Consider the following 23,686-nt stretch of genomic DNA (forward strand, 5'->3'; position numbering starts at 1 on the left):
AACTAAATAAAATATTTTTAGTTAAATAAAATTAGGTATACCTAATTTTATTTATTTGATTTGTAATGTATTTTTATTTAGAAAAGTTAAATATGTTTTTTAGGTTTTGTGTTGTTCTGCTTTCACTTTGTCCTTATTTATTAAAAGCTCAGAGTGGCGTTGTATCAGGTTCTGTTTCCGCTAAAGGTGAACCGGTTGCTTCTGCAACTGTAAAAGTTATCGGCACAACAAACGGTACTAAAACAGACGAAAAGGGCAATTTCAAGTTAAGTGATATCAAACCTGGTGAGCATGAGCTGCAGATTTCCGCAATCGGATACAATGTTATAAGGCAACGTATTAAGGTGACCAGCAGTCCATTAGAACTATCTATCACATTAACTCCAATCGAAACTAATCTTGATGAGGTGGTGGTTACCGGTGTCTCCCGGGCCACGCAGATCAAAACCAACCCTGTGCCCATTGCAGTAATGAACAGCAAAGCTATTAACAGCCAGGCTAACAGCAATATTATTGATGCTATAACACGCGGCGTACCGGGTGTAAGTGCTGTAACAACTGGCCCTAACGTTTCAAAACCATTCATTAGAGGCTTAGGCTACAATAGAGTTTTAACCCTGTATGATGGCGTTAGGCAGGAAGGCCAGCAATGGGGCGATGAGCATGGTATTGAGATAGACCAGTTTGGTATAAGCAGGATAGAAGTAATCAAGGGTCCGGCAAGTTTAAGGTATGGTTCTGACGCATTGGCGGGAGTTATCAATCTCATTCCCGAATTGATCTATAAGGAGGATAACAAACTGCATGGCGACTTTAGCAGCGAGGCACATACCAATAATGGGAGTGTAGGCTCATCTTTAGGCCTAAATTATCGTGGTGGCGACTGGAAATATAACTTTCGTACTTCCTACAAACGCGCGCACGATTACCGCAACAGTGTTGATGGTTTTGTTTATAACACAGGTTTTCAGGAACTCAATCTTTCTGCAATGGCTAAGCTTAACAAGCAATGGGGCGAGTTTAAAATAGCAGCTAACTTGTATGATAATAAACAGGAGATACCAGACGGTAGCCGCGAGCAGTTTAGCCGCAGGTTTACCAAGCAGGTTTTTGAAGCAGATCTGGATGATATAACCAACCGCCCGGTAGTAAGTGACGAGGAGTTGCACTCTTACAAAATAGCACCCTTGTATCAGCACATTCAACATTATCGAATTTACACGCATGGTGTGGTTAATGTTGGAGAAGGTAGTATAGATGGTTTGTTCGCTGTACAACAAAGCGTACGCAGGGAGTATAACCACCCCACCGCGCCTTCCCAGCCAGGGTTATTTGTTGTATTGAATACCTTTAATTATGACGTAAAATACAATCTGCCAATTATAAACGGATGGGAGGGTACTTTAGGTTTTAACGGTATGTTACAAGGCAATCGTAGTAAAAATGGCACTGCTTTCCCTATACCTGATTATGACCTGTTTGATGCCGGTACTTACGTTTTGGTGAAAAAGAAATTCGGTTTATTTAATGTTTTGGGTGGATTACGTTATGATAATCGCCACATAAGTTGGAACGACTTTTACGTAGGCATAGACCCTGCTACAGGTTTTGAACGCAGAGGCAACGCTGCTGATATCGCCGCTGGAGCGCCGTTGCAGTTCCCGGCATTTAATAAAACATACACTGGCATATCAGGTAGTGCGGGTATTACCTACAGCTTAACCGAGCGCATTTTATTAAAAGCTAATATAGCCCGAGGTTACCGTGCGCCAAATATTACTGAAATAGGTTCCAATGGGCTCGACCCCGGTGCGCATATTGTATATTTAGGTAATAGAAATTTCAGTCCTGAGTTTAGCATGCAGCAGGACCTGGGTTTTTCGGCCTATTTAAAAGATGCTGACATATCTGCTGAGGTGTTCAATAACAACATCAGCAATTATATTTTTCAATCTAAATTAACGGATGCAAACGGCAACCCGGTTATTATTGTTCCGGGAAATACAACCTATCAGTACCAGCAGGCATCCGCCCGCTTATATGGCGCAGAATTAACCTTAAACCTTCATCCTGACCAACTCAAATGGCTTAACTTTAACAATAGCATTGCATACATAAAAGGTGTGCGCAATGATGCAAAAGGAACCGATGCTGAATACTTGCCGCTTATTCCACCACTACATGCCAGGTCGGAGGTAAAAGGAACGTTCAATAGCTTTTATGTTAGGGCTGCTGCCGATATGTATGCGACCCAAAACAGGTTCTACGCTGCTGATAATACAGAAACGGCTACTCCCGGTTACGCTTTGTTTAGTTTGGGCACAGGTGTAACGGTAAAAAATAAAAATGGCAATACAGCATTTGACCTAACAGTAATGGCCGACAATATTTTTGATAAAGCCTATCAGTCACATTTAAATCGTTTAAAGTACTTCGAATATTATCAAAGCTCGCCAAACGGCAGGTATGGCATTTACAACATGGGTAGAAACATTAGTTTTAGGTTAACAGTGCCTTTCTAAAATCTTTGATGTAATGAAATTAAACTAATAGCTCTCTATGTTGTCATAATCATATTAAACGTTAATGTGATGAGAGTCAGCATGTATTCCGTTCTTATTTTTCTTATTGGCATTTTTACGCTTGCATCAGCTTTCACAATTTTTCACCAAAACGATGGTAAGGTAGCCTTCCCTTACAAAAAAGCCGGATTAACCGAAAGGCAGGCCGCTGCACATTTGCTAAGCAGGTTTACCTATGGCGCCACGCCAGGCCAGATAGATGAGGTAGTAAAAACCGGAATAGAGAAATGGTTCATGCAGCAGTTGGATGGCAGCTTGCCTGATGATTCGCTTAACGGTTTGCTAAATAAATATGATGCTTTAAAACTTTCTAATAAAGATATCGTAGCCCAATATCCAAAAAATGCTGTTTTGTTACGCATGGCAGTGAAAGACGGCGTTTTGAACAAAGACTCGGTAAAAACTGATCGTAAAGAATACAGGGATGCCTTAGATAACTATCGTAAGCTACATGGCTTATCAACTGAACAGGAGCTGCTAAGGCAGCTTTTTAGTCAAAAAGTGCTGTGTGCGGCTTACAGTAAAAATCAGTTGCATGAAGTATTAACTGATTTTTGGTTCAATCACTTTAATGTTTCGCTAACAAAAAATCAAAGTGCACAATTCATAGTCAGTTATGAGCGTGATGCCATTCGGCCCAATGTAACAGGTAATTTTTCTGACTTGCTTTTAGCTACAGCTAAATCTCCGGCTATGCTGTATTACCTGGATAATTTTAGCAGTGTTGGCAGTAATGATCAGACTGATAAAAAACTGATGCGCAATGTTGCTATGCAAAAACCGGCAAAGCAAAATGCCGGACTTAACGAGAATTATGCTCGTGAAGTTATGGAGTTACATACCCTTGGCGTAGATGGCGGCTATACCCAGCAAGATGTTACAGAGGCTGCAAGAATTTTAACCGGATGGACCGTTTATCCCATGGGAGCTTATGGTAATGGCGGCGCAGTTGAAAAATTGGTGGAACGTATCGGCGAAGATAAACTGCCGCAACGAGGTTTTGTACACGAAGGCGATTTCTTGTTTACGCCTAACAGGCATGATAATGGTGAGAAAACTGTTTTAGGAAAACATTTTCCGGCTAATGGCGGCTACAACGATGGTTTAAAGCTGTTGCAGATGCTGGCTCACCATCCGTCAACTGCAAAATTTATTACAAAAAAACTGGCTGTGAGGTTTGTAAGCGATAATCCTCCCCCAAGTTTATTGGCCAAAATGGAAAAAACGTTTAATCGGAGCAATGGCAATATACGGGAGGTATTGATCACGATGGTTTCTGCTCCAGAGTTTTGGAGCAGTGCTTCGCTCAGGGAAAAAACAAAATCGCCGTTTGAGTTGGCTATCAGTTCGGTTAGGGCATTGAATGCAGAAATAGATCAACCTTATCAATTATATAATTGGGCCAACAAAATGGGACAGCGCATTTACGCTTATCAGGCACCAACGGGTTTCCCAGATAAAGCGCAATATTGGATAAATAGTAGCGCTTTACTTACCCGGATGAATTTTGGTTTGGCTTTGGCTTCCGGTCGTATTCCGGGTTTAAAAATTGATCTGGCAGCATTAAATTATAATCGGGAGCCCGAAAGTGCGGAAGCTGCATTATCTGTTTACAGCAAAATAATTATGCCGGAGCGCGACCTGAGTGCTACTATTAAACAGTTAACACCCATGTTAAGTCAAACTGATCTGGCACAAAAGGTGGCGGCAGCAGCGGCTAAAGCAACGCCGGCAGACAGCGTAAATAATTCAATGATACCTGGTGATGATAATAGTAAAAAGCATAAAACAGGCCAGGTAAGTACGCTGAAAAACAACCCCATGCTGGCACAGGTTGTTGGGATTATTATTGGTTCACCTGAGTTTCAAAGGAGGTAACAAAATGGTATCAAGAAGAGGTTTTATTAAATCAGGAGGTCTTGCTTTGTTAGGCGTGGGCCTGATGGGGGGTATACCCGGCTTTCTGGCAGAAGCGGTGGCGAGCGAAAAATCGCGTCAGCTATATTCAAAAAGAAAGGTGATGGTATGCATATTTCAGCGCGGCGCAATGGATGGGCTGATGGCAGTTACACCTTTTACTGATAATTATCTGAAAGAAGCTCGGCCAACTTTATTTATGTCGGCAGCTAAAGGAGGAAACGTTGATCCGCTTATTGATCTTGACGGGCATTTTGGTTTGCACCCATCAATGGCACCTTTTGCCCAATTGTATAAACAAAAGCAGTTAGCAATAGTACATGGCATCGGTTCGCCAAATAATACACGTTCACACTTTGATGCGCAGGATTATATTGAGTCGGGAACACCATTTAACAAGGGTACATCAAGCGGTTGGCTCAATAGGGCGGTAGGTTTGCTCGGGCATGATTCGACACCGTTTCAGGCAGTAAGCCTAACATCCTCCCTGCCGCGTTCATTTTACGGCGATAATCCGGCTCTGGCAGTAAGTAATTTGCAGGACTTTGCCATACAGATGCGTGGTAATCCCGGTGGTGCAAACACAGCAGCTAAAAGCTTTGAGGATCTGTATCAGCAAACAACATCATCATTGCTCAAAAATACCGGCAAGGAAAGTTTTGATGCTATAAAGATGTTGCAGAAAACAGATATTAAAAACTACAAACCCGCAAATAATGTAATTTACCCTAATACCGCGTTGGGTAATTCGTTAAAGCAAATAGCCCAGCTCATTAAAATGGATGTTGGCTTGGAGGTAGCTTTTACAGAATCGAACGGTTGGGATACCCACTTTAACCAGGGAACTGATAAAGGCCTGTTCGCACGCAATGTTGCAGACCTGAGCGCGTGTATCGCTGCATTTTGGAATGATATGGAGCTGTATCAGGATGATGTTACGGTAATGACCATGACAGAGTTTGGCCGAACAGTTAAGCAAAACGGTACCGGCGGTACAGATCATGGCCGCGCATCATGCAATTTTATTTTAGGGAATGATGTAAATGGCGGCATGGTGCATGGCAATGTTAAGCCATTAGCTATAGAAAACCTGGAAGACGGCCGCGACCTGGCTGTTACCACAGATTTTAGAGCGGTATTTAGCGAAGTGGCAGATAAGCACCTTAAACTAAAAAACGACCGTATACTGTTCCCTGATTGGAAAGGGAATCAAATAGGTGTGATGCGCGGGTAGTTGTTAATCTAACCGCTGCCTTATTGCCTCATAAAGTATGATGCCTGTTGCTACAGAAACGTTTAATGACTCAATTTCGCCGTGCATGGGTATTTTAGCAAGATGGTCGGCTATGCGGATGATTTCATTGCGTACGCCGTCTTCTTCTGATCCCATCACTATAGCAGTAGGCACGGTGTAATCAGGTTTGTAAATATATTCTTTGGTTTTTTCGGTGCAGCAAACCAATTGCAGGCCCGATTCCTGTATAAACTTAACGGTTTGCATAAAATCATTATGGCGGCAAACTGGTATTTTATATAACGCTCCCGCAGAGGTTTTAATAGCGTCGGGGTTGATCTGTGCCGAGCCTTTTGCAGGTATCACTATGGCGTGTACGCCGCTGCACTCGGCTGTACGGGCAATAGCGCCCATGTTGCGCACATCGGTAATCGAATCTAAAATTAGTATAAGCGGAGTTTCGCCCTTTTCAAATATCTGCGGTATAATGTCTTCTATCCGCTGGTAAATAATAGGTGAAATAAACGCAACCGCGCCCTGGTGGTTTTTCTGAGTAAGGCGATTAAGCTTTTCAACAGGCACCATTTGAGCGGTGATGTTGTACTGGTCCAACAGTTCTTTTAATTCTGATATTAAACCGCCGCTAATACCACGTTGCAGATAAAGTGACTCAATTTCCTTGCCCGAACGTATGGCTTCTATCACCGCACGTATACCAAAAATCATTTGATTGCTTTCTCTGCTCTCCCTGTTGTTAAACATCATTTTTTATATAACTGTCTGAAATACAAAAGTAGCTATATTAATTGATTAAGCCTTTATTGAAGTAACTATACACACCAATTTGAACAATGGTTAACATGTTAAAAACGTTATCAACATCTAATTAAATTATTGATAATCAAAGCGAAATTTCACTATTCAACAAGTTGTTAACAATAGGTGTTAATTAAAATCGTTTGTAATGATACTAAAAACGAGGTTTTATTTTCCGTGTGTTAACCTAATGTTAGCATACTTATCCTATTTTTGATACATGATTTTTGAGAACGAAAATTCCAATTTTAAAGCCAGTGCCAACGACAGAAGGAGCAGGATATCCAACCCTTCGCCTTATGCCGGAATGGGTAAATTGCCCCCTCAGGCTACTGATTTAGAGGAGGCTGTATTAGGAGCTTTAATGTTGGAAAAAGACGCGTTATCGTCTGTTATTGATATTTTAAAACCCGAAGTTTTTTATCGCGATAATCACCAAAAAATATTTCAGGCCATACGTACCTTGTTTGAAAAAACATCGCCTGTTGATATTCTTACTGTAACCTCCCAACTACGCTCACAAGGCGAGTTGGAGATGATTGGGGGCGCTTATTACATTACGGAGTTAACCAATCGTGTAGCATCTGCTGCTAACATTGAGTATCACTCGCGTATCATTATTCAAAAGTATATACAGCGTGAGCTGATCAGGATCTCAACCGAGATCATCAATACAGCTTACGAAGATACTACCGATGTACTTGACCTGTTAGATAAAGCCGAGAAAAATCTATTTGACATTGCTCAGAATAACCTCCGCCGCGACTCGCGTAAAATGGATGATATTTTGAACGAGGCGTTAAAGGAAATTGAGGCGCTTAAAGATAAAAAGGACGGACTTACAGGTGTGGCATCGGGCTTTACTGAACTGGATAGAATGACCTCAGGCTGGCAAAAGTCTGACCTGGTTATTATAGCTGCCCGCCCTGCAATGGGTAAAACAGCATTCGTATTGAGTTGTGCACGCAACGCCGCCGTTGATTTTGCCAAACCAGTGGTAGTTTTCTCGTTAGAGATGTCGTCTATCCAATTAGTTAATCGTTTGGTTTCGGGCGAGACAGAAATAGAACAGGAAAAGATCAGAAAAGGCACTTTGGAAGAGTGGGAGTGGCAGCAGATCCACTCAAAAGTTGGCAGATTAGAGCAAGCGCCTATAATTATTGATGATACCCCGGCTTTGAATATTTTTGAGTTCAGGGCTAAATGCCGCCGTTTAAAATCACAGCATGATATCCAACTCATCATCATTGACTACTTACAGCTGATGCATGGTAAGAGTGATGGCAAGGGCGGTAACCGCGAGCAGGAGATAGGTAGTATTTCCCGCGCGCTTAAATCGGTAGCTAAGGAGTTAAACGTGCCGGTAATTGCACTTTCGCAGTTGAGCCGTGCGGTTGAGAATCGTCCTGGTGGCTCTAAGCGTCCAATGTTATCAGATTTACGTGAGTCGGGCTCAATTGAGCAGGATGCGGATATGGTATTGTTCCTTTACCGCCCTGAGTACTACGGACTGGAAGTAGATGAAGATAATAACCCAACGCAAGGCGTTGGTGAGGTAATAATAGCAAAGCACCGTAACGGCGAAACAGGCCGGGTACGCCTGAAGTTTGTGGGTAAATATGTTAAGTTTCAGGATCTGGATCAAAGTATGGATAGCTTTGAGCAGAATAATCCGTTTGCAGGCTTGAATCCATCTGATAGCTTTGAAAAGCCTAATAATTTTATCATTCGCCCATCTCGTATGGATGATCTGGAAGATGAACCACCTTTTTAATTATTGAAATAAACGTTAAACAACAAAGCCACCCATGAGGTGGCTTTGTTGTTTAACGAAAGCTATAATAAGTTAGTCCTCATTAACAAATGAACGCAGCATCCAGGTGTTTTTTTCTTTAAACTGCATAAACTTGTTCACCATGTCATTGGTGCCGTCATCGCCTGCCTTTTCGGTAATTTCCATTATATCACGTTCCAGCTCAATTAGCTTGGCCATATCTTCAATAATAGCTTTCACCATATCGGTATCTTTCATGCCGATGGTATTAACTTCTTTAATTTGAGATATCTCAATGTATTCTGCAAAAGTACTCACAGGAGGTTTCCCAAGCGTCAACACGCGCTCCGCCAGTTCATCAATAGTTAACTGAGCTTGTGTATATAGTTCTTCAAACTTAATGTGCAGCGTAAAAAAGTTGTTCCCTTTTACGTTCCAGTGGCAACCTCTTAATTTTTGGTAGTGAATATGATAATTTGCCAACAGATCATTTAAATGATCAACAACGGGTTTTACTGCTTTTTCGGTAAGGCTGATTTCTTTAGCGTCCATAATGTTTTCAATTGTTGTGATGTGAACAGGCTTTACGCATGTTTTGTTTAATAAAACTATTATTCTTTTTAGTAATAAGAGCATATTTGTATTTATATGACGCAGCTTTTACCATCCATCAGTAAAGCATTTAATGGCCAGATATGGCGAATAGAAATAGATGAATCTACAGGTATAATTTATCTCGAGTTGCGCAAAACCGAAGATAAGTCGGTATCATTTTCTTCCCTTGATCTTAACACCGGAGATACGTTGTTTGAGAATATCAGTACTCCGGAGCGTTGGCTTGTGGGTATTGAAGCTGCCTATGATGGCGTGTTATTATTGCATGGGTATCAGTCGCAAAACTCTCCTGTTCATAAAGGAATTATTGCAATTGCTAAGGATGGTTCAGAATTATGGAGTAATTACGCTATTGCTTTTGATCATTTAAGTTTAGATGGCCCTGTAACTTACGCTCCGCAGTTCCAGCCCCGAAAACTTTATTTAACTGATGTTAACACAGGTGCTAACCTGCGATTATATGATGCTGCAAAAGACAAGCAATACCTCAATAACATCATATTCCCGGAGCAGAAAACAGTAGGCAGTTTAAACTTTAAGCTACCGGTTGCGTCATATAATCACGTTTTGGATTATGTTGCCTTCAATAAATACATAATTGTATCTTTGCACACGCTTTTGGATGGGATGTTTAACCAGCATTTGTATGTGTGGAAGGAAGACGAATTAGTGTACGAAGATTTGTTAAATAACAACATACAAAAAATGCAGCCCGAGGCGTTTATTTTGTTTAATAACCGGGTGATCTATTTAAAAAACAAGACTGAATTGAAGGTTTTGTATTTGTAATTGCCTGATAGTAAAAATATTATGAAGTTTAAAATACTGTTGTTGACTGCGCCTATATTAACCCTGTCGGCCAGATTATTTGCTGCCGCTCCGGTTGATTCTATTGGTGTAGAGAACCTGGATGGTAAAAAGGTTATTTTGCACAAACTCGACCCTAAGGAAACTTATTATTCTTTAGGTCGAAAATATAATGTTAGTCCCAAAACTATCCAGCAATTCAATAACAATGTGGCTTTAAGAGTAGGAGGCCTTGTTAAAGTTCCAACTGAGTTGCCGTTTATAGCACCAACATCTCAGCCGGTAGTTACAGCTCCTGTAGCAACATCAACACCTCAGGCTGCTACACCTTCAACAGTTATGGCAAGCACCAGTTCTGATCCTAATGTGCAGCAATACAAAGTTTCGGCAGGCGAGACACTCTATTCTATTGCTAAACGTTTTAACTCTACAGTTGACGACATTGTTAAACTGAATAATCTGCCGTCAAGCAATGCGGTTGTGGGGCAATTATTGAAAGTTAAGTTAAATTCTGCCACGCCACCTCCCACACCACAGCCTGTTATTGCTAAAAGAGACTCTAACGTTTACACCAATGCACAGGATAGCATCAACGCCGTTAAATTTGGTGCCAACAGATATGGCTTGTATGAGAAAGCAGAGAAAGGCATAGCCGTATCAATGACCGATGAAGGTTTGGATCCTTCAAAAAAACTGGCGCTTCATGCTACTGCACCTGTGGGCACTGTTATAAAAATTACTAACCCCATGACCGGTAAAACTACTTTTGCCAAAGTTGTTGGAAGGTTTACAGAAAGCGAGGCCACTAAGGGTGCCATTATAGTTGTTACTAAAAACGTGTCCGATTCAATTGGTGCTTTAGATAAACGAGTTCAGGTAAACATTAGCTACGGCGTTCCTAATGAGTAAACCATATATTATTGGAATTGCCGGTGGAAGCGGCTCGGGTAAAACTTTCTTTTTAAACCGTTTTCTTGACCATTTTACCACAGATGAGGTATGTTTAGTATCTCAGGATGATTACTATATACCCGTGGCTCATAACATGACGCCTGAGGAAAATAAGTTATATAACTTTGACCTTCCACGTACCATTGATGCTGATGCATTTGAAAGAGATGTTCAGCAATTAATTAATGGTAAAGTAATCTATAAAAAGGAATATACCTTTAATAACCCAAATGCCACTCCGAAAATGCTCGAGATCAAACCGGCGCCGATATTGATCATAGAAGGACTGTTTATTATGCATTTTAAAGGCATTGCCGAGTTAATGGATATGAAAGTTTTTGTTGATGCAGATGAGGCTGTAGCCTTAGAGCGCCGATTGAAACGGGATCTGTTAGAGCGCGGCTATTCTAATGATGATGTAATGTATAAATGGATTCATCATGTTGTGCCGGCTTATAATGAATATTTATTGCCTTACAAGGAAGAGTGCCACAAGATCATCATCAACAACACCAATACTACCGAGAATATAGAAAAGGTGACAGAAGAAATATCTGTTGAGTTAAGAAGAACGGTATTCGGCGAGTAATGCTTAAATACCTTCCTTAACGCTTCTAAATGGCTTTTCCGGATCGTCAATGCTGTACATGGTAAGTATACTGTCTTTTACTGTCATGTAATCGCCACGCTGGCTTACTATCAGCTTTTGTATGCCATTGTGTGTTATGGCCATCGGTTGTATTTTTGATACAATATTTCCGTCAGCATCCATTTCAATAATATAGTATTGTCCGTCTTTTTTGTCATCGTAAATTATACTGATGGTACCGGCGGCATCATCAATAAATTTTCCTAAAACCGGTTTGCCTGCCATTTCAGACGGGCTTAACGATAAAAGGTGTTTTGCGGCCTCAGGGGTAAAGCCTATAAGCTGAAAGTTCAATATCTTATTATCATAATCGCGTACAGTATCTTTAGCGGTTACAATTCCTGGCTTAGGGTAACCAGCCATAGCATAAACGATTATGCCACCTGAATTTTTGTAGCTGTTACCCGGCAACAAAAATTGTAAATCAAGCGCCTCATAATGTGAACTGTCATTTCGGATGTTGCCGGCAATGTCCAACATTTGTTGCCTCGTCAATCTGCCCTTCAACTGTACATCCATTTTAGCGCCTTCAGGTGTTTTTGCTACGTTGGTTATGCTGTAAGGTTCGGTTGGTTTGTTTGAACTACAGGCAGATAAAACAACTAATAAAGCAAAAAGTACCTTTTTCATATCAATACATCACAATTGGTGCAGGCGCAAATATATCCTTTAAAAAAGGCACGGCCAATAAAACGTGTAATTGATTGGTCTGCTACGACTTAAGATTAAGTTTGGCAAAAAAGTCCCACAGCACTATACCTGCAGATACCACGATATTAAAGGAATGTTTTGTGCCGAATTGTGGTATCTCAATACAGCCATCAGCTTTACTCATTACTTCATCGCTTACACCATTAACCTCGTTGCCAAATACAAGGGCATATTTCTCGCCTTCAACCGGAATAAATTCGTTAAGCATGGTGCTGCTTTCGGCTTGCTCAATGGCTATAACTTTATAACCGTTATTTTTAAGTTGATTAACAGCTTCTTCAACTTCGGCATAATAAGTCCAGTCGACAGATTGGGTAGCGCCAAGCGCGGTTTTCTCAATTTCACGGTGAGGCGGCTGTGCTGATATACCACATAAACATATCTGCTCAACCGCAAAAGCATCACTGGTGCGGAATATAGAGCCAATGTTGTGCATACTGCGCACATTATCCAAAACCACAATTACGGGTAGTTTCTCCTGTTCTTTAAACTCCGCAACTGACGGACGGTTCAGTTCATCTAATTTTAATTTGCGCATTACAGGCTATCCGTATTTTGTTTAGGTACTGACAATAGTTGTATTGATCCAACACCATTGCCAATATTCTGCTGATATACAGTAGGGGCGTAACCGATTTTTTGGGTGTAATAAGCGGTTATTTCTTTGCTAAAATTATCAAACCCTGCTTTTTTAACTAAAGCAATAGCGCAACCACCAAATCCGGCTCCGGTCATGCGGGCTCCTGCTACGTCTGGATTAGTTTTACTGTAATCAACCACGGCGTCCAGTTCAATGCCGCTTACCTCGTACAAGTCTCGTAATGATTGATGAGATGCATACATCAGCTGGCCAAATTCCGCAAGCTTGTTCTGTGATAATGCTTGTATAGATTGTTTAACACGTTCATTTTCCAGTATAACATGTTGAGCGCGTTTGTATACTGTTTCGTCTGCTATCAGGTGGCCGTTTTCTGCAAAAGTTGCCGCGTCTATATCGCAAAGATCTTCAATATCAAAGCGCTGCCTGAAAGCTTTTAAAGCCGCCGCACATTCTTCAACGCGTTCGTTATACTTTGATTCCACCAGTTTACGTGGCTTATTGGTATTTACCACGGCCAAAACATAATCGCCTAACTGCGCGCTCACAAGGTTGTAGTCGAGTGTATCGCAGCTAATGGCCATAGCTTTATCTTTCTCGCCAAAGGTTACCGCAAACTGGTCCATAATGCCGCTGTTTACGCCAATAAAATTATTCTCCACAGATTTTGAAAATTTCACCAGGTCGAGTTTGGAATATCCGGCGTTAAACAATTCATTAAAAGCATAAGCAGTAACTACTTCTATTGATGCTGATGATGACAGACCCGAAGCTATTGGGATATTGCCGTAATACAGCATATCAAGCCCCTGCAGCGTATGGCCATTTTTAATAAAATAATCGGCCACACCCAACGGGAAATTGTACCAGGTGTCGCCTTGTTTGGTGTAGCCGTTCTGTAATGGTATTTCTATAACCTCATCAAAGTTTAAACTTTTAAGGCGTATTACATTATCGTTATTAGGGGCGGTGTAAAGTGTTGTGCCAAATTCAATGGCACACGGCAGCACCAGGCCGCCATTGTAATCAATATGTTCGCCTATCAGGTTGATCCTCCCTGGCGCAAAGAATGCGTTGAGCGCTTGCTTTTGATATATTTCGGTAAATTTAGTTGAAAGATCCATGTTTATGCAGCTGTTTTATTGGGCAGGCAAATATTGTAATTATTACACTATTTAGTTTAATATTGCTTTAAATAAAAAACACAGCAAAGTGTTGCTTTGTTCCATTCACTAAATCAAAAATTTATGCAATACATTGTAACTGGATACGATCATACTGACGAAGGAGCAGTGCAACGCCGTTTAAACGTGAGGCCGCACCACCTTGAACATGCCCGTGCTGCAAAGCAAGCCGGTAATCTTATATCAGCCGCGGCTATGCTGAATGAAAAGGGCGATGCTGTTGGATCAGTAATGATAATGCAGTTTAACACCGAGGAGGAATTAGAGGCCTGGAAAAGTAATGAACCTTATGTTACGCAGGGCATTTGGGAAACCGTTGATGTTAAAACCGCCAGGGTAGCAGAATTATAAAAACAAGGGCCGTTTAAAAACGGCCCTTTGTTTTACTGAACTTTATACCGGTAAACAGATCGCCCGATATTACCGTTGGCATCAATACCCTCAACAATGGCGCGGTAAGTACCTTTTCCGTCAGAGTTAAAAAAGTCAAAACTTGTAGCACCGGTAGCCTTATCTGTATTTATACGCGGGTTCCAGTAAATAGTGGTACGCAAATCGCCTCCTATGGCACTTTCTTTAGTAACGTCATAACGCGGGCTGTAAAATGTTCTTGCCGCGCTAAAGCCTTTTGGTTTTATCTTAACACCACTATTAGCAGGCATCAGATCCTCTAATGCAGCGGTTATCTGGTCTTTACTCATTTTAGGTGTTTCTACGCGTTTTGAATTGATCACCACAACACCATTCGTGTTGCTCATGCGGTTAATTCCGCTCACTCCATCATTCATAAATACCTCAACAGATTCAACTGTTTTTGGGTCAACAGATCTAAGCCCCGCATAATCAAGCATTATGTTATTTAAATATATAGCTACAGGTCTTTGATCTCCCTGTTGATAATATCTTCTGATGTACAAATTATTCTGGTCGGCCATCAAACCGGCTACCGAACCCATTAAGCAATCAAACATGGTTGGGCAAACCAGGGTAGAACCATCAATTGTATGGTCTGCAAAGGCACTTAAACCCGTTAGCGAAGAGTTGTCAGCGTGACTTGGCTTTTTAACTTTAGGTGCAACATTAGCGCGGATGGTAACCTCATTAAGTACTCTTGAGTTATCAGCTACCTTTTTACTGTTTTGCAGGTAAGGCCGCATAGCACTATCAATATTAACAAACGCTGCGGGGGCGTTTATACTTGGCGTTATAGGTTGCGCAGACTCATTGTCAACCAATATCATAAAGTTATTACTGTTGGCATTTCCTTTAGCGCTCACCATAGCTTGTAACGAATCCGGGAAATACAACTTAGAAAAGGCAAACTCGCCAACTGTATTGGTAGTGGTATTAGTTGATATGCGGCGATCCTTGATCTCAAAATTTACATTACCACGATTAATTGGCACGCCGGCAGAAGTGCGCAGTGTTCCTGTTATGGTAATCCCATCTTCAGCTAAAAATTTGGGCTGAACAGGTAAGCGGTTGGCTATAATGTCTTTATAAGCAAATCTGCGATAGCCTTGCGTAAGCATTAATACATCAAGGTCTGCTGCAGTTTTATCATTAGCATTATTGAAGTAGTAGTTGGGTTTTTCTATATATCCTTTTAAGTCTGATGTTAGCAGCAGATAGCTTAAAATAGTTGTTTCAGAGTTTTCATCAAATGGTACTTTAGTTTCGTCGAGCACGGTTACTGAAAGGTCAGCTTCTACAGGTTGTGCGCCATTTTTTGCCATTACACTCATCACCACTTTATCACGCGAGGTGTAAACAGTTTTAGGCGTGGTTAGTGTAAGTGCTAACTGGTCATCAGGTTTATTGACGAACACAAGCCGCTCTGAAAGCGCATCGCCGTTACTGCCCAGTACAGTTATCTTGGTTACGCCTGATGGCATTTTGTTGGGCAAAAGAACAGGATAAGTAGTTGCATCAAGTGGAGCCGTTTGTGCAGCATAAAATATGGCCTGCCCATTTGTTGCCATTAAATAGAACCTTTTGCCTTTGTTTTTTTGAAGAAATGCATCATTACAAAGAAGGTTCATGGTTATGCGTTGATGTGACACGTTGACTATGCTTATGGTCAAATCCTGAGCACTTACTTTTGGTAGATCGTACGTGTTTTTTGAACCGTCGGCAAACGTAACAGTGGCTTTATAGGTTTTTCCTGCAGCAGGAGTGAGGCTAAAAACGCCCATACCCAAATGTTGCGATGTAAAATCAACCACGGTTGCGCCGGTATTGTCAGTAACACTTCCTTTAACATCAATACCCATACCATTGGGTTGAATGGCTTTAAACGCCACTTTCGAAGCAACACCTGTTATCAGATCGCCACCCTCCGGGAAAAACTGAAGGTCAATTGAAGCACCGGTATTTTTTAAGGAAAATTGATTAGTTACTTCTTTAGAGTTCGCATCAATGTCAGTGATGAGCTTACTCGTAGCCAGATCTGTTAACTTATTGGTGTTAAAAGCTACTCTGATGTTTCCGTTGGCATCGGTAGTTTCTTTGCCTTTTGATAGCACCTCGTCATCTTTGGTTTGTACCTTCCAATTAACCTTTTTTCCTGCTATGGCGCTACCATCCGGATTACGATAGGTAATGACTGCCTGTACTTTAGCAGCGTTATTTTGTGTTGATGATGTTAGTGAAATATTGGTTTGTACGTTTTTATTAATGGCATCGCCTATGCTTATTGTCTTGTCAAAAAAGTAGGCTGCATCAAAGTTTCGCATCCATTTAGTATAAGCGCGTATTTGGTAATTACCCTGTTGATACCTTGCTTTTGTTATAGCTATATTGCCAAAAGCAACCCCTTTTGTGGCTGCCAGTTTAAGCTTTTGTACAATGGTATCCTGATGGATAACATCTACATAAACAACATTACTAAGAGTAGAGGGAACTCTTTGTTTCAATTCGCCATAACTATCGGCAGTTACATAAGCTTTAAGCCAAACAGTGTCGCCAACTGCATAATAAGGTTTGTCAAAATGCAGGTACACTTTTTCAATTGGAAACTGTGTGTTGTAATCGGCCGTTTTTTGAGCGATCGTAACTAACGGAATGGAATCGGTTTGTGAAAAGGCCGATGTTGCGACCAATAAAAACAATGACAGTAAAAAGGTAAATCTCTTAAGGCTCATTTGAAATTGATTTTTCGAATGTTGGCTAATATAGGCAAGTTACACCGGGCATGGCATTTAAACATGCTATTTTAACATTTTTTTAGCATTTATAGTATTTGGAGCGCTATAACTTTTCTTTAAATAATAATTTACAGTTTGCTGTTAAAATAACAAGGCAGAACCCTTATCAGAATTCTGCCTTGTAAAATTTCAGGTTGTGGTATTTTTTACCAGCCGCTTCCTTTTTTAGCGGCACCACTGCTAATATGGCCTTCGGCAGTTGCTTTGCTCATAATAGCAGCCATTTTGTTTCCTTGACCATCGGTACCGGTTGCAATGTATCTGCCAGATTTTACATCGATAACAGGATCAACCATCGGTACATTTTTAGTTTTTGTCTTCACTGAATAGGCGGTAATGCCGCCACTTTTAGGTGTTGCCATGATAAGTTCTTAAATGTTTTAAAATTTTTTAACTCTGTTAGGTAATAATTGTTTGTACAAACATAATGTATTGTTATTAACATGTACAATGGGTTAACTAAAAGTTATTCCTGAAAATGTTAGAAACGCGCTTTTTTTGATGTTTTTTTGCATTATGTGGAAAACTTATTGCCCATTAACGCAAAAATGTGTTTGCAGATATACTCAATTTAACCGTTGTGATGTAAGTTTTATAGCATAAAAAGCATTAAATAAGGTTATACATTTTTATATTAAAAGAAAAAAGCCGCTTACAAACGTAAACGGCTTTTAATAAATATCACTACTGTATTTACTCTTTTTCAACAACTACTGCTGTACCATAAGCCAATACCTCGGTAACTCCCTGCATTATTTCGTTTGCATCATAACGCATAGCTATAATTGCATTTGCTCCCATAACCCTTGCGTGCTCAATCAGCAATTGATAAGCTTCCTGCCTGGTGTTTTCGCAAAGCTCAACATAAATTGAAAGTCTGCCACCAAATAAAGATTGAAAACCACCTGCTATATTACCAAGCGCGCTGCGGCTACGTACAGTAACACCGCGTACAACGCCTAATTGCTTAACAATTTTATAGCCATCTAATGAGTTGGCCGTGGTAACTAATGAAGTATCCATTTTTCGTTATAATTTTAAGTTTAAACCCGTAAGTTAATTAACGGTTTTAAATTAGAATATAATGCGGGCTAAAAATTACATCAGCGCTTAAATTATTTGTATTTACACAAATAAGAGGTTTGCGCTGTAGCTTTTACTTTGAATGAGGAGTTGGCCGGCACTTCAAATGATTGGCCATTGGTAAAGCTTTTCCATTCGTTATTGTCTGGTAAAAGAGCAATCAGCTCGCCTTCAATAACTATCATTGTTTCATGGCTTGATGTGCCAAATTCGTATTCGCCGCTTTCAATTACGCCGATGGTTGATTTACCTTCAGCTGATGCATAGCCAAGCGATTTTACAGCACCATCAAAGTATTCGTTTACGTTTATCATTGTGTTTTTTTATTAAGTGCCCGAAGATGGGAATTTTGTTTCATAGTTCATAGTTGTTAGTCCATGAGCCAACATTGATAATTCATCACTACGGAATATTGTGTAGAGAACCATTTGACATGTGTCGGCCTACTATTATTTTACTCCGCCAAACGCAGCAAACCATGAGTTTTTATGCAGTATTTCAACTTGTTTAAAGCCAACTTTTTTCAATAGATCTGTTTGATAGTTTACTGAACGCGGAGTGTCCTCATAAGCAATATAATCAAGTACTTTTTTACGGTACTCCGGTCCGCCTAATGTGTCCAGATAATCACTGTACTTTTGATGGAACAAACGGTTGAGTGGTTCAGCATCATGTGTTATCAGGTCTGATATCCAAAAACTGCCCCCCGGTTTAAGCATACGGTATATGTTTTTAAAAACATGTTCCCAATCTGCATCATCTCTCAAATGATGTAAAGTAGCGGCGGCTAATACTATATCAAAGCTCTCATCACGTAAGTTAAGGTTGCGCATATCCTCCTGTAAAATAGTTACCCTGCCAGTAGTAGCCGCGCTAACACGTTCCTTTGCTCTATCTAACATCGGCCTGCTTAAATCATTAAGCGTGCAGTTCAAATCGCTTACTTTTTCAAGCATTTTTAAAGCGTAGTTACCGGCGCCGCAACCAATGTCTAACAGATCTTTAGCGATTGGGTTGACATATTTGGCTGCTTCAGTACAAAGTTCCATTGTAACGGTGGCATCAATAGTAGTTAACTGTCCGGTGTCGAGGTTTGAAAATCGTTCAACATCGTTGTCAAAACGTTCGCGTATCTCTTTATTGCCTGCTTTTTTTGAGTAATCGTAATTCATAAGTGTTTTTGTTAGCTATTGCCAAATCTAATTGCTTTATCAATATTTGAAAAATATCAATTTTGTCAATTAATGATATTTTAAAGGTATCAATGGAAATACGACATCTTATTTATTTTAAAACGGTGGCAGAGCTTCTGCACTTTAGGAAAGCCGCCGAGGCGCTGTTTATATCTCAGCCCCCGCTAAGCAGACAGATAAAAGAATTGGAGGATGAATTGGGCGCACAATTATTTGTCCGAACTAATAAGAGGGTGCAACTTACAGATGCCGGAAGCTATTTTTTACATGAAGTAGATGGTATACTAACGCGGCTTGAAGAAAGCAAACGTGTTACAAAACAAATACACGAGGCGGAAAGCGGAGAGTTGCGTATTGGTTATATCAGCTCACTTTATCAGCCTCGAATGGCAATGGTTCTTAAATTGTTGCGAGAAAATTTCCCCTACGTTAAAACCAGTTTGTTTGAACGACCTACAATTAAACAGATAGAGGCGCTTGAACAAGGGAGGTTAGATGTTGGCATTTTGAGAGCTCCGGTACAGTCTACTAAACTGAAGGTAAATAGTTTGTATTTTGAACCATTTATGTTGGTGATGCAGGCAAAGCATACCCTTCCAATCTCACAAAACGATATTGGGGGAGTTATTAGAAACATGCCTTTCATATTTTTTAATAAAGAATATGCTCCGCATTACCACGCAAGCTTGTTAGAAATTTGCAGCAGGCTGGGTTTTGTACCTAACATTATTCACGAAGCCAATAATGTGCATTCTATTTTGCAATTAGTAGAAGCTGGGTTAGGTGTTTCAATATTGCCCTTATCAGCAAAAAATGATAACAAGCAATTGCAGTTTATATCTTTAGCTCATATTCCTGTTAAAACAGAGGTTGTTCTGGCTTATAAAGCTGCGCATCAAAACGCTGCGCTTAAATGGTTTATTGAAAACTACTCCGAATAAATGATGGTAATATTTTTTATTTTTTATTCGCTGCCGTAAATTGCAGTGTTTTATAATAAATATTCAATTTTAACAACATGTTTCATCCACCTGTCCCGAAAAACGAATTTGAAAGGGTTTTAGATCTTTCAGAATTTGACCTGGATTACAGTAGTTTAGAAGATAATTTTAAAGACCTTGCCCGGCTTGCAGCTAACGTTGCAGGTACAAAAATATCATTGGTTAATCTTATTGATTCATTTACCCAATGGAGTGTATCAAACCATGGTTTGGAAATAGATCAAATGCCGCGCGAGGACTCGGTTTGTCAATATACCATAATGGGTGACACGCCATTTGAAGTGGCCGACCTTGCAGTTGATGAACGTTTTAAGGATAAGTTTTATGTAACCGATGACCCAAACCTGAGGTATTATTATGGTTTACCACTTACAACGCCGGAAGGTAACAACATTGGCGCTTTGTGCATGCTCGACAAAGAACTAAAAACTATCTCTCCGGAAAAGACCGAACTATTAAAGATAATAGCCAACGAGATAGTTAATCGTTTGCGGGCTCTTAAGGTGATAAACGATTTAAAGGGAAAGCTAAAACAGGCGGATGAAACCAAAAAGAAAGTTGCTCATGATATACGGGGCCCCTTAGGTGGCATAATTGGTTTGGCCCAAATTATAAGTGAGCAGGGTAAAACCAATCAGATTGATGAGGTTTTGGAGTTTATTAATTTGATACAGAAAAGTGGTAAATCGCTTTTAGAACTGGCCGATGAGATACTTACTGCCGAAGAGACAAAAGCCCCGGGGGCTGATGAGTTTAATCTTATTTTATTGAAGGATAAGTTGGAGAAGTTATACAGTCCGCAAGCGCGGAATAAAAATATTAATTTCGGTGTGCATTTATCGCCGGATACCGCTACTGTTCCTTTTTCAAAAAATAAATTGCTGCAAATAATAGGTAACCTCATATCTAACGCTATGAAGTTTACACCCGAAGGTGGTCAGGTAAGAGTGTCATTAACTTTGCAAACCGAAAAAGACACCCCAACAATGCTGCAAATTATTGTTAGTGATAGTGGGGTTGGATTGTCGGCGGAGGCGATCGATCAAATTTTGGGTGGTATTTCTGCAACAACAAAAGGTACAGAAGGCGAAAAGGGTTACGGGTTTGGTTTAGCGCTGGTTACACATTTGGTGCATGGCTTGAACGGTACATTCCATATTAAATCAAAGCCAGGCGAAGGTGCAACCTTTGAAATACAATTACCGCAACTGGTAGTTTAATAATGCGTTATCTGCGCATTGTTCTGACAAACATTACCACCAGTATAAATAAAACTGCTAAACCAAAAAGTCTCATCTTTTTAGGCAAATATAAAAGCGGAAGGCCCTTTTTTAAGGGCCTTCCGCTTTTATTATGATATTTTTAATACCATATTAATTTTCAACAACCACCTGATAATTTATAGTTGCAGTTGTTTTGCCTGAAAAATAAATAGTATAAATTTTTCCGGCCTGAATAGTAACTGGTAAGTTTAACAATACGCTTGTTGAACCTGCTGAGTATAAAGAAAATGTAGTGGCGGCATTAACCTCGTTGTAAGCAGAAACTGCTTTGTAGGCAAGGTCTGAAATGAATTTTGCGCCTGCGTTTAAACCAACATCCGCTTTTGCAGATAATGCCTGGCTAAGGTTTACAAATCTAACACGTGCTTTACCTGATGATGGAGCAGTTTGATCGTTTTCCTGATACACAATGGCGTTATCATCAGTAAAGTAAACCGAGTACTTTTTGCCTGCAGCGAAGTTTACATTTGAAGTTGCATTAACTGTAGATGTACCTGCTGATTTAAACTGGACGTTAGTTGCATTTTGAACGTTCACATAACCTGTATTTTGCGAATAAGCCAAAGCGGATGAGTTCATTTTTACGTTATTTACATAAAAATCTTGCCCCGTTGACGCAGATGATGCTGCGTTTATGGCAATTACTGCTGATGTACCCATCTGTGCTTCGTCGTTATTTTTTGAACATGAGGACAAGCCTAATGATAGAAATAATAAAGAAGCTGATGCGATGAATAGGTTTTTAATTTGATGTGTTTTCACTAAGTGTTTCATAAGGGTATCTGTTTTTTATTTAATAATTACTTAACAATGACATATAGCTAATGGTTTTAAAAATGATTTTATGGTGGGTAAAAACAAAAAACCATGTATGTTATTTTTAAGGCATGGCCTCATCTAAAAAGTCAATTTACAGCGCGTTAGCAGCTAATTTGCTTATAGCAGTAACTAAATTTATTGCCGGCGCGGTGAGCAATAGTTCTGCCATGATAGCCGAGGGCGTGCACTCGGTTGTTGATACAATTAATCAGCTTTTGCTGCTGTTGGGTATACGGTTAAGCAAGAAAAAGCCCGATAAATACCATCCGCTTGGATATGGTAAGGAGCTTTATTTCTGGTCGTTTGTAGTGTCTATTATGATATTTGGGCTGGGTGGCGGTATATCCATTTACCAGGGCATATTGCATATTTTGCATCCAATAGAATTAGGTAACCCGAAGTGGAGCTATGTGGTGCTTTCGTTATCTATCGTATTTGAGGGATCGTCATTAATAATAGCCGCTATTGAATTTAACAAAATTAGAAATGGTCAAAGTTGGTGGCAGGCTATTGTTAACAGCAAAGATCCATCAACCTTCCTGGTGCTTTTTGAAGATGCCGCTGCTGTATTGGGTTTACTCATTGTATTAATTTGTTTGTGGCTGAGTCATCATTTAAATAAACCCTTTATTGATGGCGTTGCTTCATTACTTGTTGGTTTGCTATTGGTATTTGTATCAATGATACTGGCCAGGGAGAGCAGGAGCTTGTTAATGGGAGAGGGGATAAGCAAGAAAACAAAGGTCAGGGTTAGGGCAATAGTTGAAGAAGATGCCTCAGTGCTACGTTTAATGCATCTGCTCTCCAGTTACCAATCGCCGGAGGAGGTGCTGTTAATGCTGATTGTTGCATTTAAACCCGACCAAAACACAGCGCAGATAAATGATGCCATTGACCGCATTCGCGACCATATTAAAGCGGAATACAGGCTGATAAAATTCGTAATAATTCAGCCTGAGGTGTATGAAAGACGCGTTGACCCGAATATTCAAAAATATATTTAGTTGTTAATGTGCGTGTTAAAGCAAATACCGCCAGTTTTAACATTTTGTTAACCGCAAAGCAAAGGTTTTTCTATATTTGCGGTGGGTAAGTCTTTTACGGCCAGCTCCTCTTGAACTCCCCCAGGGTGGGAACGCAGCAAGGGTAGAGAGTTGAGCGGCGCGATAAAAGTAGCTTACCCATTTTTTGTGCATTATTTTTTGGAATGATTTACTAAATGTAAATTTTCTGGTCTTTCTCAACCAATCTTTAATCTTCAAA

22 protein-coding genes and 1 other RNA gene are annotated in these 23,686 nt (G+C 40.2%); 12 read left to right on the forward strand and 11 right to left on the reverse strand.

The genetic code is table 11. From position 1 onward, the window contains the following. Positions 1 to 65: 65 nt before the first annotated feature. The 3 genes from CLV57_RS08820 to CLV57_RS08830 all read left to right on the forward strand — a co-directional run bounded on the left by CLV57_RS08820 (position 66) and on the right by CLV57_RS08830 (position 5,733). A complete protein-coding gene (locus CLV57_RS08820; protein ID WP_245856906.1) occupies positions 66 to 2,522 on the forward strand; it encodes a TonB-dependent receptor in 2,457 nt (818 codons plus the stop codon). Positions 2,523 to 2,603: 81 nt separating this feature from the next. Further along, positions 2,604 to 4,460 (forward strand): DUF1800 domain-containing protein, encoded by a 1,857-nt coding sequence (locus CLV57_RS08825; RefSeq protein WP_245856909.1) that lies wholly within the window; start codon positions 2,604 to 2,606, stop codon positions 4,458 to 4,460. Between the two features lie 4 nt (positions 4,461 to 4,464). Next, positions 4,465 to 5,733, forward strand: coding sequence for a DUF1501 domain-containing protein (locus tag CLV57_RS08830; RefSeq protein WP_100340936.1), 1,269 nt, complete (start codon positions 4,465 to 4,467; stop codon positions 5,731 to 5,733). A 3-nt stretch (positions 5,734 to 5,736) separates the two neighbouring features. Here the strand turns inward: CLV57_RS08830 and rlmB are convergent, their stop codons facing one another. Continuing rightward, entirely contained in the window at positions 5,737 to 6,495 is a 759-nt protein-coding gene (rlmB, locus tag CLV57_RS08835; RefSeq protein WP_100341355.1) for a 23S rRNA (guanosine(2251)-2'-O)-methyltransferase RlmB, read from the reverse strand. 274 nt (positions 6,496 to 6,769) lie between these two features. Here rlmB and dnaB point away from each other — a divergent pair, with 274 nt between their 5' ends. Further along, the gene (gene dnaB, locus CLV57_RS08840; protein WP_100340937.1) at positions 6,770 to 8,323 is read left to right on the forward strand and encodes a replicative DNA helicase; all 1,554 of its coding nucleotides are present in this window, start codon (positions 6,770 to 6,772) and stop codon (positions 8,321 to 8,323) included. A 72-nt stretch (positions 8,324 to 8,395) separates the two neighbouring features. Here the strand turns inward: dnaB and CLV57_RS08845 are convergent, their stop codons facing one another. Beyond that, a complete protein-coding gene (locus CLV57_RS08845) occupies positions 8,396 to 8,875 on the reverse strand; it encodes a Dps family protein (RefSeq protein WP_100340938.1) in 480 nt (159 codons plus the stop codon). Positions 8,876 to 8,971: 96 nt separating this feature from the next. Between CLV57_RS08845 and CLV57_RS08850 the strand changes: the two genes are divergently transcribed. Genes CLV57_RS08850 through CLV57_RS08860 form a run of 3 tightly spaced genes read left to right on the forward strand, consistent with a single transcriptional unit; the run spans position 8,972 to position 11,285 of the window. After that, positions 8,972 to 9,727, forward strand: coding sequence for a DUF4905 domain-containing protein (locus tag CLV57_RS08850; RefSeq protein ID WP_100340939.1), 756 nt, complete (start codon positions 8,972 to 8,974; stop codon positions 9,725 to 9,727). A 21-nt stretch (positions 9,728 to 9,748) separates the two neighbouring features. Next, positions 9,749 to 10,654: a DPBB and LysM peptidoglycan-binding domain-containing protein gene (locus tag CLV57_RS08855; RefSeq protein WP_100340940.1), complete on the forward strand. Its 906-nt coding sequence runs from the start codon at positions 9,749 to 9,751 to the stop codon at positions 10,652 to 10,654. Beyond that, positions 10,647 to 11,285, forward strand: coding sequence for a uridine kinase family protein (locus tag CLV57_RS08860; RefSeq protein WP_100340941.1), 639 nt, complete (start codon positions 10,647 to 10,649; stop codon positions 11,283 to 11,285). Before CLV57_RS08855 ends, CLV57_RS08860 begins: the two co-directional genes overlap by 8 nt. 3 nt (positions 11,286 to 11,288) lie before the next feature. Here CLV57_RS08860 and CLV57_RS08865 read toward each other — a convergent pair whose 3' ends face one another. From CLV57_RS08865 to CLV57_RS08875, 3 genes are all read right to left on the reverse strand, one after another. Next, positions 11,289 to 11,975, reverse strand: coding sequence for a hypothetical protein (locus CLV57_RS08865; RefSeq protein WP_100340942.1), 687 nt, complete (start codon positions 11,973 to 11,975; stop codon positions 11,289 to 11,291). A gap of 82 nt (positions 11,976 to 12,057) precedes the next feature. After that, the gene (locus CLV57_RS08870) at positions 12,058 to 12,594 is read right to left on the reverse strand and encodes an RNA methyltransferase (protein WP_100340943.1); all 537 of its coding nucleotides are present in this window, start codon (positions 12,592 to 12,594) and stop codon (positions 12,058 to 12,060) included. Then, positions 12,594 to 13,778: a galactokinase gene (locus CLV57_RS08875; RefSeq protein WP_100340944.1), complete on the reverse strand. Its 1,185-nt coding sequence runs from the start codon at positions 13,776 to 13,778 to the stop codon at positions 12,594 to 12,596. The genes CLV57_RS08870 and CLV57_RS08875 overlap by 1 nt, the downstream gene beginning before the upstream one ends. 123 nt (positions 13,779 to 13,901) lie before the next feature. Here CLV57_RS08875 and CLV57_RS08880 point away from each other — a divergent pair, with 123 nt between their 5' ends. After that, on the forward strand, positions 13,902 to 14,189 hold the full coding sequence (locus CLV57_RS08880) for a YciI family protein (protein WP_100340945.1): 288 nt from the start codon (positions 13,902 to 13,904) through the stop codon (positions 14,187 to 14,189). 32 nt (positions 14,190 to 14,221) lie between these two features. Here CLV57_RS08880 and CLV57_RS08885 read toward each other — a convergent pair whose 3' ends face one another. The 5 genes from CLV57_RS08885 to CLV57_RS08905 form a co-directional block, all read right to left on the reverse strand. Continuing rightward, the gene (locus tag CLV57_RS08885; protein ID WP_100340946.1) at positions 14,222 to 16,981 is read right to left on the reverse strand and encodes a hypothetical protein; all 2,760 of its coding nucleotides are present in this window, start codon (positions 16,979 to 16,981) and stop codon (positions 14,222 to 14,224) included. A 209-nt stretch (positions 16,982 to 17,190) separates the two neighbouring features. Beyond that, positions 17,191 to 17,406: a hypothetical protein gene (locus CLV57_RS08890; protein WP_100340947.1), complete on the reverse strand. Its 216-nt coding sequence runs from the start codon at positions 17,404 to 17,406 to the stop codon at positions 17,191 to 17,193. Between the two features lie 331 nt (positions 17,407 to 17,737). Further along, positions 17,738 to 18,067: a YbjQ family protein gene (locus tag CLV57_RS08895; RefSeq protein WP_100340948.1), complete on the reverse strand. Its 330-nt coding sequence runs from the start codon at positions 18,065 to 18,067 to the stop codon at positions 17,738 to 17,740. Positions 18,068 to 18,159: 92 nt separating this feature from the next. Next, a complete protein-coding gene (ppnP, locus tag CLV57_RS08900) occupies positions 18,160 to 18,441 on the reverse strand; it encodes a pyrimidine/purine nucleoside phosphorylase (RefSeq protein ID WP_100340949.1) in 282 nt (93 codons plus the stop codon). A 135-nt stretch (positions 18,442 to 18,576) separates the two neighbouring features. Beyond that, on the reverse strand, positions 18,577 to 19,299 hold the full coding sequence (locus CLV57_RS08905; protein ID WP_100340950.1) for a class I SAM-dependent methyltransferase: 723 nt from the start codon (positions 19,297 to 19,299) through the stop codon (positions 18,577 to 18,579). A gap of 92 nt (positions 19,300 to 19,391) precedes the next feature. On the opposite strand from CLV57_RS08905, the gene CLV57_RS08910 reads away from it, so the two are divergent. Together CLV57_RS08910 and CLV57_RS08915 are read left to right on the forward strand one after the other, a co-directional pair. After that, a complete protein-coding gene (locus tag CLV57_RS08910; RefSeq protein ID WP_100340951.1) occupies positions 19,392 to 20,261 on the forward strand; it encodes a LysR family transcriptional regulator in 870 nt (289 codons plus the stop codon). Positions 20,262 to 20,338: 77 nt separating this feature from the next. Continuing rightward, the gene (locus tag CLV57_RS08915) at positions 20,339 to 21,541 is read left to right on the forward strand and encodes a GAF domain-containing sensor histidine kinase (protein WP_100340952.1); all 1,203 of its coding nucleotides are present in this window, start codon (positions 20,339 to 20,341) and stop codon (positions 21,539 to 21,541) included. Between the two features lie 153 nt (positions 21,542 to 21,694). On the opposite strand, the gene CLV57_RS08920 is transcribed toward CLV57_RS08915, so the two are convergent. Further along, entirely contained in the window at positions 21,695 to 22,378 is a 684-nt protein-coding gene (locus CLV57_RS08920; RefSeq protein ID WP_100340953.1) for a DUF4397 domain-containing protein, read from the reverse strand. Positions 22,379 to 22,491: 113 nt separating this feature from the next. On the opposite strand from CLV57_RS08920, the gene CLV57_RS08925 reads away from it, so the two are divergent. Together CLV57_RS08925 and ffs are read left to right on the forward strand one after the other, a co-directional pair. Further along, a complete protein-coding gene (locus CLV57_RS08925; protein ID WP_100340954.1) occupies positions 22,492 to 23,427 on the forward strand; it encodes a cation diffusion facilitator family transporter in 936 nt (311 codons plus the stop codon). Positions 23,428 to 23,510: 83 nt separating this feature from the next. Beyond that, positions 23,511 to 23,609, forward strand: an RNA gene (gene ffs / locus CLV57_RS08930) — signal recognition particle sRNA small type. Positions 23,610 to 23,686: the final 77 nt, after the last annotated feature.

The organism is Mucilaginibacter auburnensis (assembly GCF_002797815.1).
In the GTDB taxonomy this organism is placed as follows: Bacteria; Bacteroidota; Bacteroidia; order Sphingobacteriales; family Sphingobacteriaceae; genus Mucilaginibacter; species Mucilaginibacter auburnensis.

Excerpts from the sequence above, each read along its gene's own strand:
- CLV57_RS08895 (WP_100340948.1), bottom strand. The coding sequence starts at position 18,067 with ATGGATACTTCATTAGTTACCACGGCCAACTCATTAGATGGCTATAAA.
- CLV57_RS08865 (WP_100340942.1), bottom strand. The coding sequence starts at position 11,975 with ATGAAAAAGGTACTTTTTGCTTTATTAGTTGTTTTATCTGCCTGTAGT.
- CLV57_RS08820 (WP_245856906.1), top strand. The coding sequence starts at position 66 with ATGTATTTTTATTTAGAAAAGTTAAATATGTTTTTTAGGTTTTGTGTT.
- CLV57_RS08830 (WP_100340936.1), top strand. The coding sequence starts at position 4,465 with ATGGTATCAAGAAGAGGTTTTATTAAATCAGGAGGTCTTGCTTTGTTA.
- CLV57_RS08910 (WP_100340951.1), top strand. The coding sequence starts at position 19,392 with ATGGAAATACGACATCTTATTTATTTTAAAACGGTGGCAGAGCTTCTG.
- CLV57_RS08905 (WP_100340950.1), bottom strand. The coding sequence starts at position 19,299 with ATGAATTACGATTACTCAAAAAAAGCAGGCAATAAAGAGATACGCGAA.
- ppnP (WP_100340949.1), bottom strand. The coding sequence starts at position 18,441 with ATGATAAACGTAAACGAATACTTTGATGGTGCTGTAAAATCGCTTGGC.
- CLV57_RS08915 (WP_100340952.1), top strand. The coding sequence starts at position 20,339 with ATGTTTCATCCACCTGTCCCGAAAAACGAATTTGAAAGGGTTTTAGAT.
- CLV57_RS08845 (WP_100340938.1), bottom strand. The coding sequence starts at position 8,875 with ATGGACGCTAAAGAAATCAGCCTTACCGAAAAAGCAGTAAAACCCGTT.
- CLV57_RS08890 (WP_100340947.1), bottom strand. The coding sequence starts at position 17,406 with ATGGCAACACCTAAAAGTGGCGGCATTACCGCCTATTCAGTGAAGACA.
- CLV57_RS08880 (WP_100340945.1), top strand. The coding sequence starts at position 13,902 with ATGCAATACATTGTAACTGGATACGATCATACTGACGAAGGAGCAGTG.
- rlmB (WP_100341355.1), bottom strand. The coding sequence starts at position 6,495 with ATGTTTAACAACAGGGAGAGCAGAGAAAGCAATCAAATGATTTTTGGT.
- CLV57_RS08860 (WP_100340941.1), top strand. The coding sequence starts at position 10,647 with ATGAGTAAACCATATATTATTGGAATTGCCGGTGGAAGCGGCTCGGGT.
- CLV57_RS08850 (WP_100340939.1), top strand. The coding sequence starts at position 8,972 with ATGACGCAGCTTTTACCATCCATCAGTAAAGCATTTAATGGCCAGATA.
- CLV57_RS08885 (WP_100340946.1), bottom strand. The coding sequence starts at position 16,981 with ATGAGCCTTAAGAGATTTACCTTTTTACTGTCATTGTTTTTATTGGTC.
- CLV57_RS08925 (WP_100340954.1), top strand. The coding sequence starts at position 22,492 with ATGGCCTCATCTAAAAAGTCAATTTACAGCGCGTTAGCAGCTAATTTG.
- CLV57_RS08875 (WP_100340944.1), bottom strand. The coding sequence starts at position 13,778 with ATGGATCTTTCAACTAAATTTACCGAAATATATCAAAAGCAAGCGCTC.
- CLV57_RS08855 (WP_100340940.1), top strand. The coding sequence starts at position 9,749 with ATGAAGTTTAAAATACTGTTGTTGACTGCGCCTATATTAACCCTGTCG.
- CLV57_RS08870 (WP_100340943.1), bottom strand. The coding sequence starts at position 12,594 with ATGCGCAAATTAAAATTAGATGAACTGAACCGTCCGTCAGTTGCGGAG.
- CLV57_RS08825 (WP_245856909.1), top strand. The coding sequence starts at position 2,604 with ATGTATTCCGTTCTTATTTTTCTTATTGGCATTTTTACGCTTGCATCA.
- dnaB (WP_100340937.1), top strand. The coding sequence starts at position 6,770 with ATGATTTTTGAGAACGAAAATTCCAATTTTAAAGCCAGTGCCAACGAC.
- CLV57_RS08920 (WP_100340953.1), bottom strand. The coding sequence starts at position 22,378 with ATGAAACACTTAGTGAAAACACATCAAATTAAAAACCTATTCATCGCA.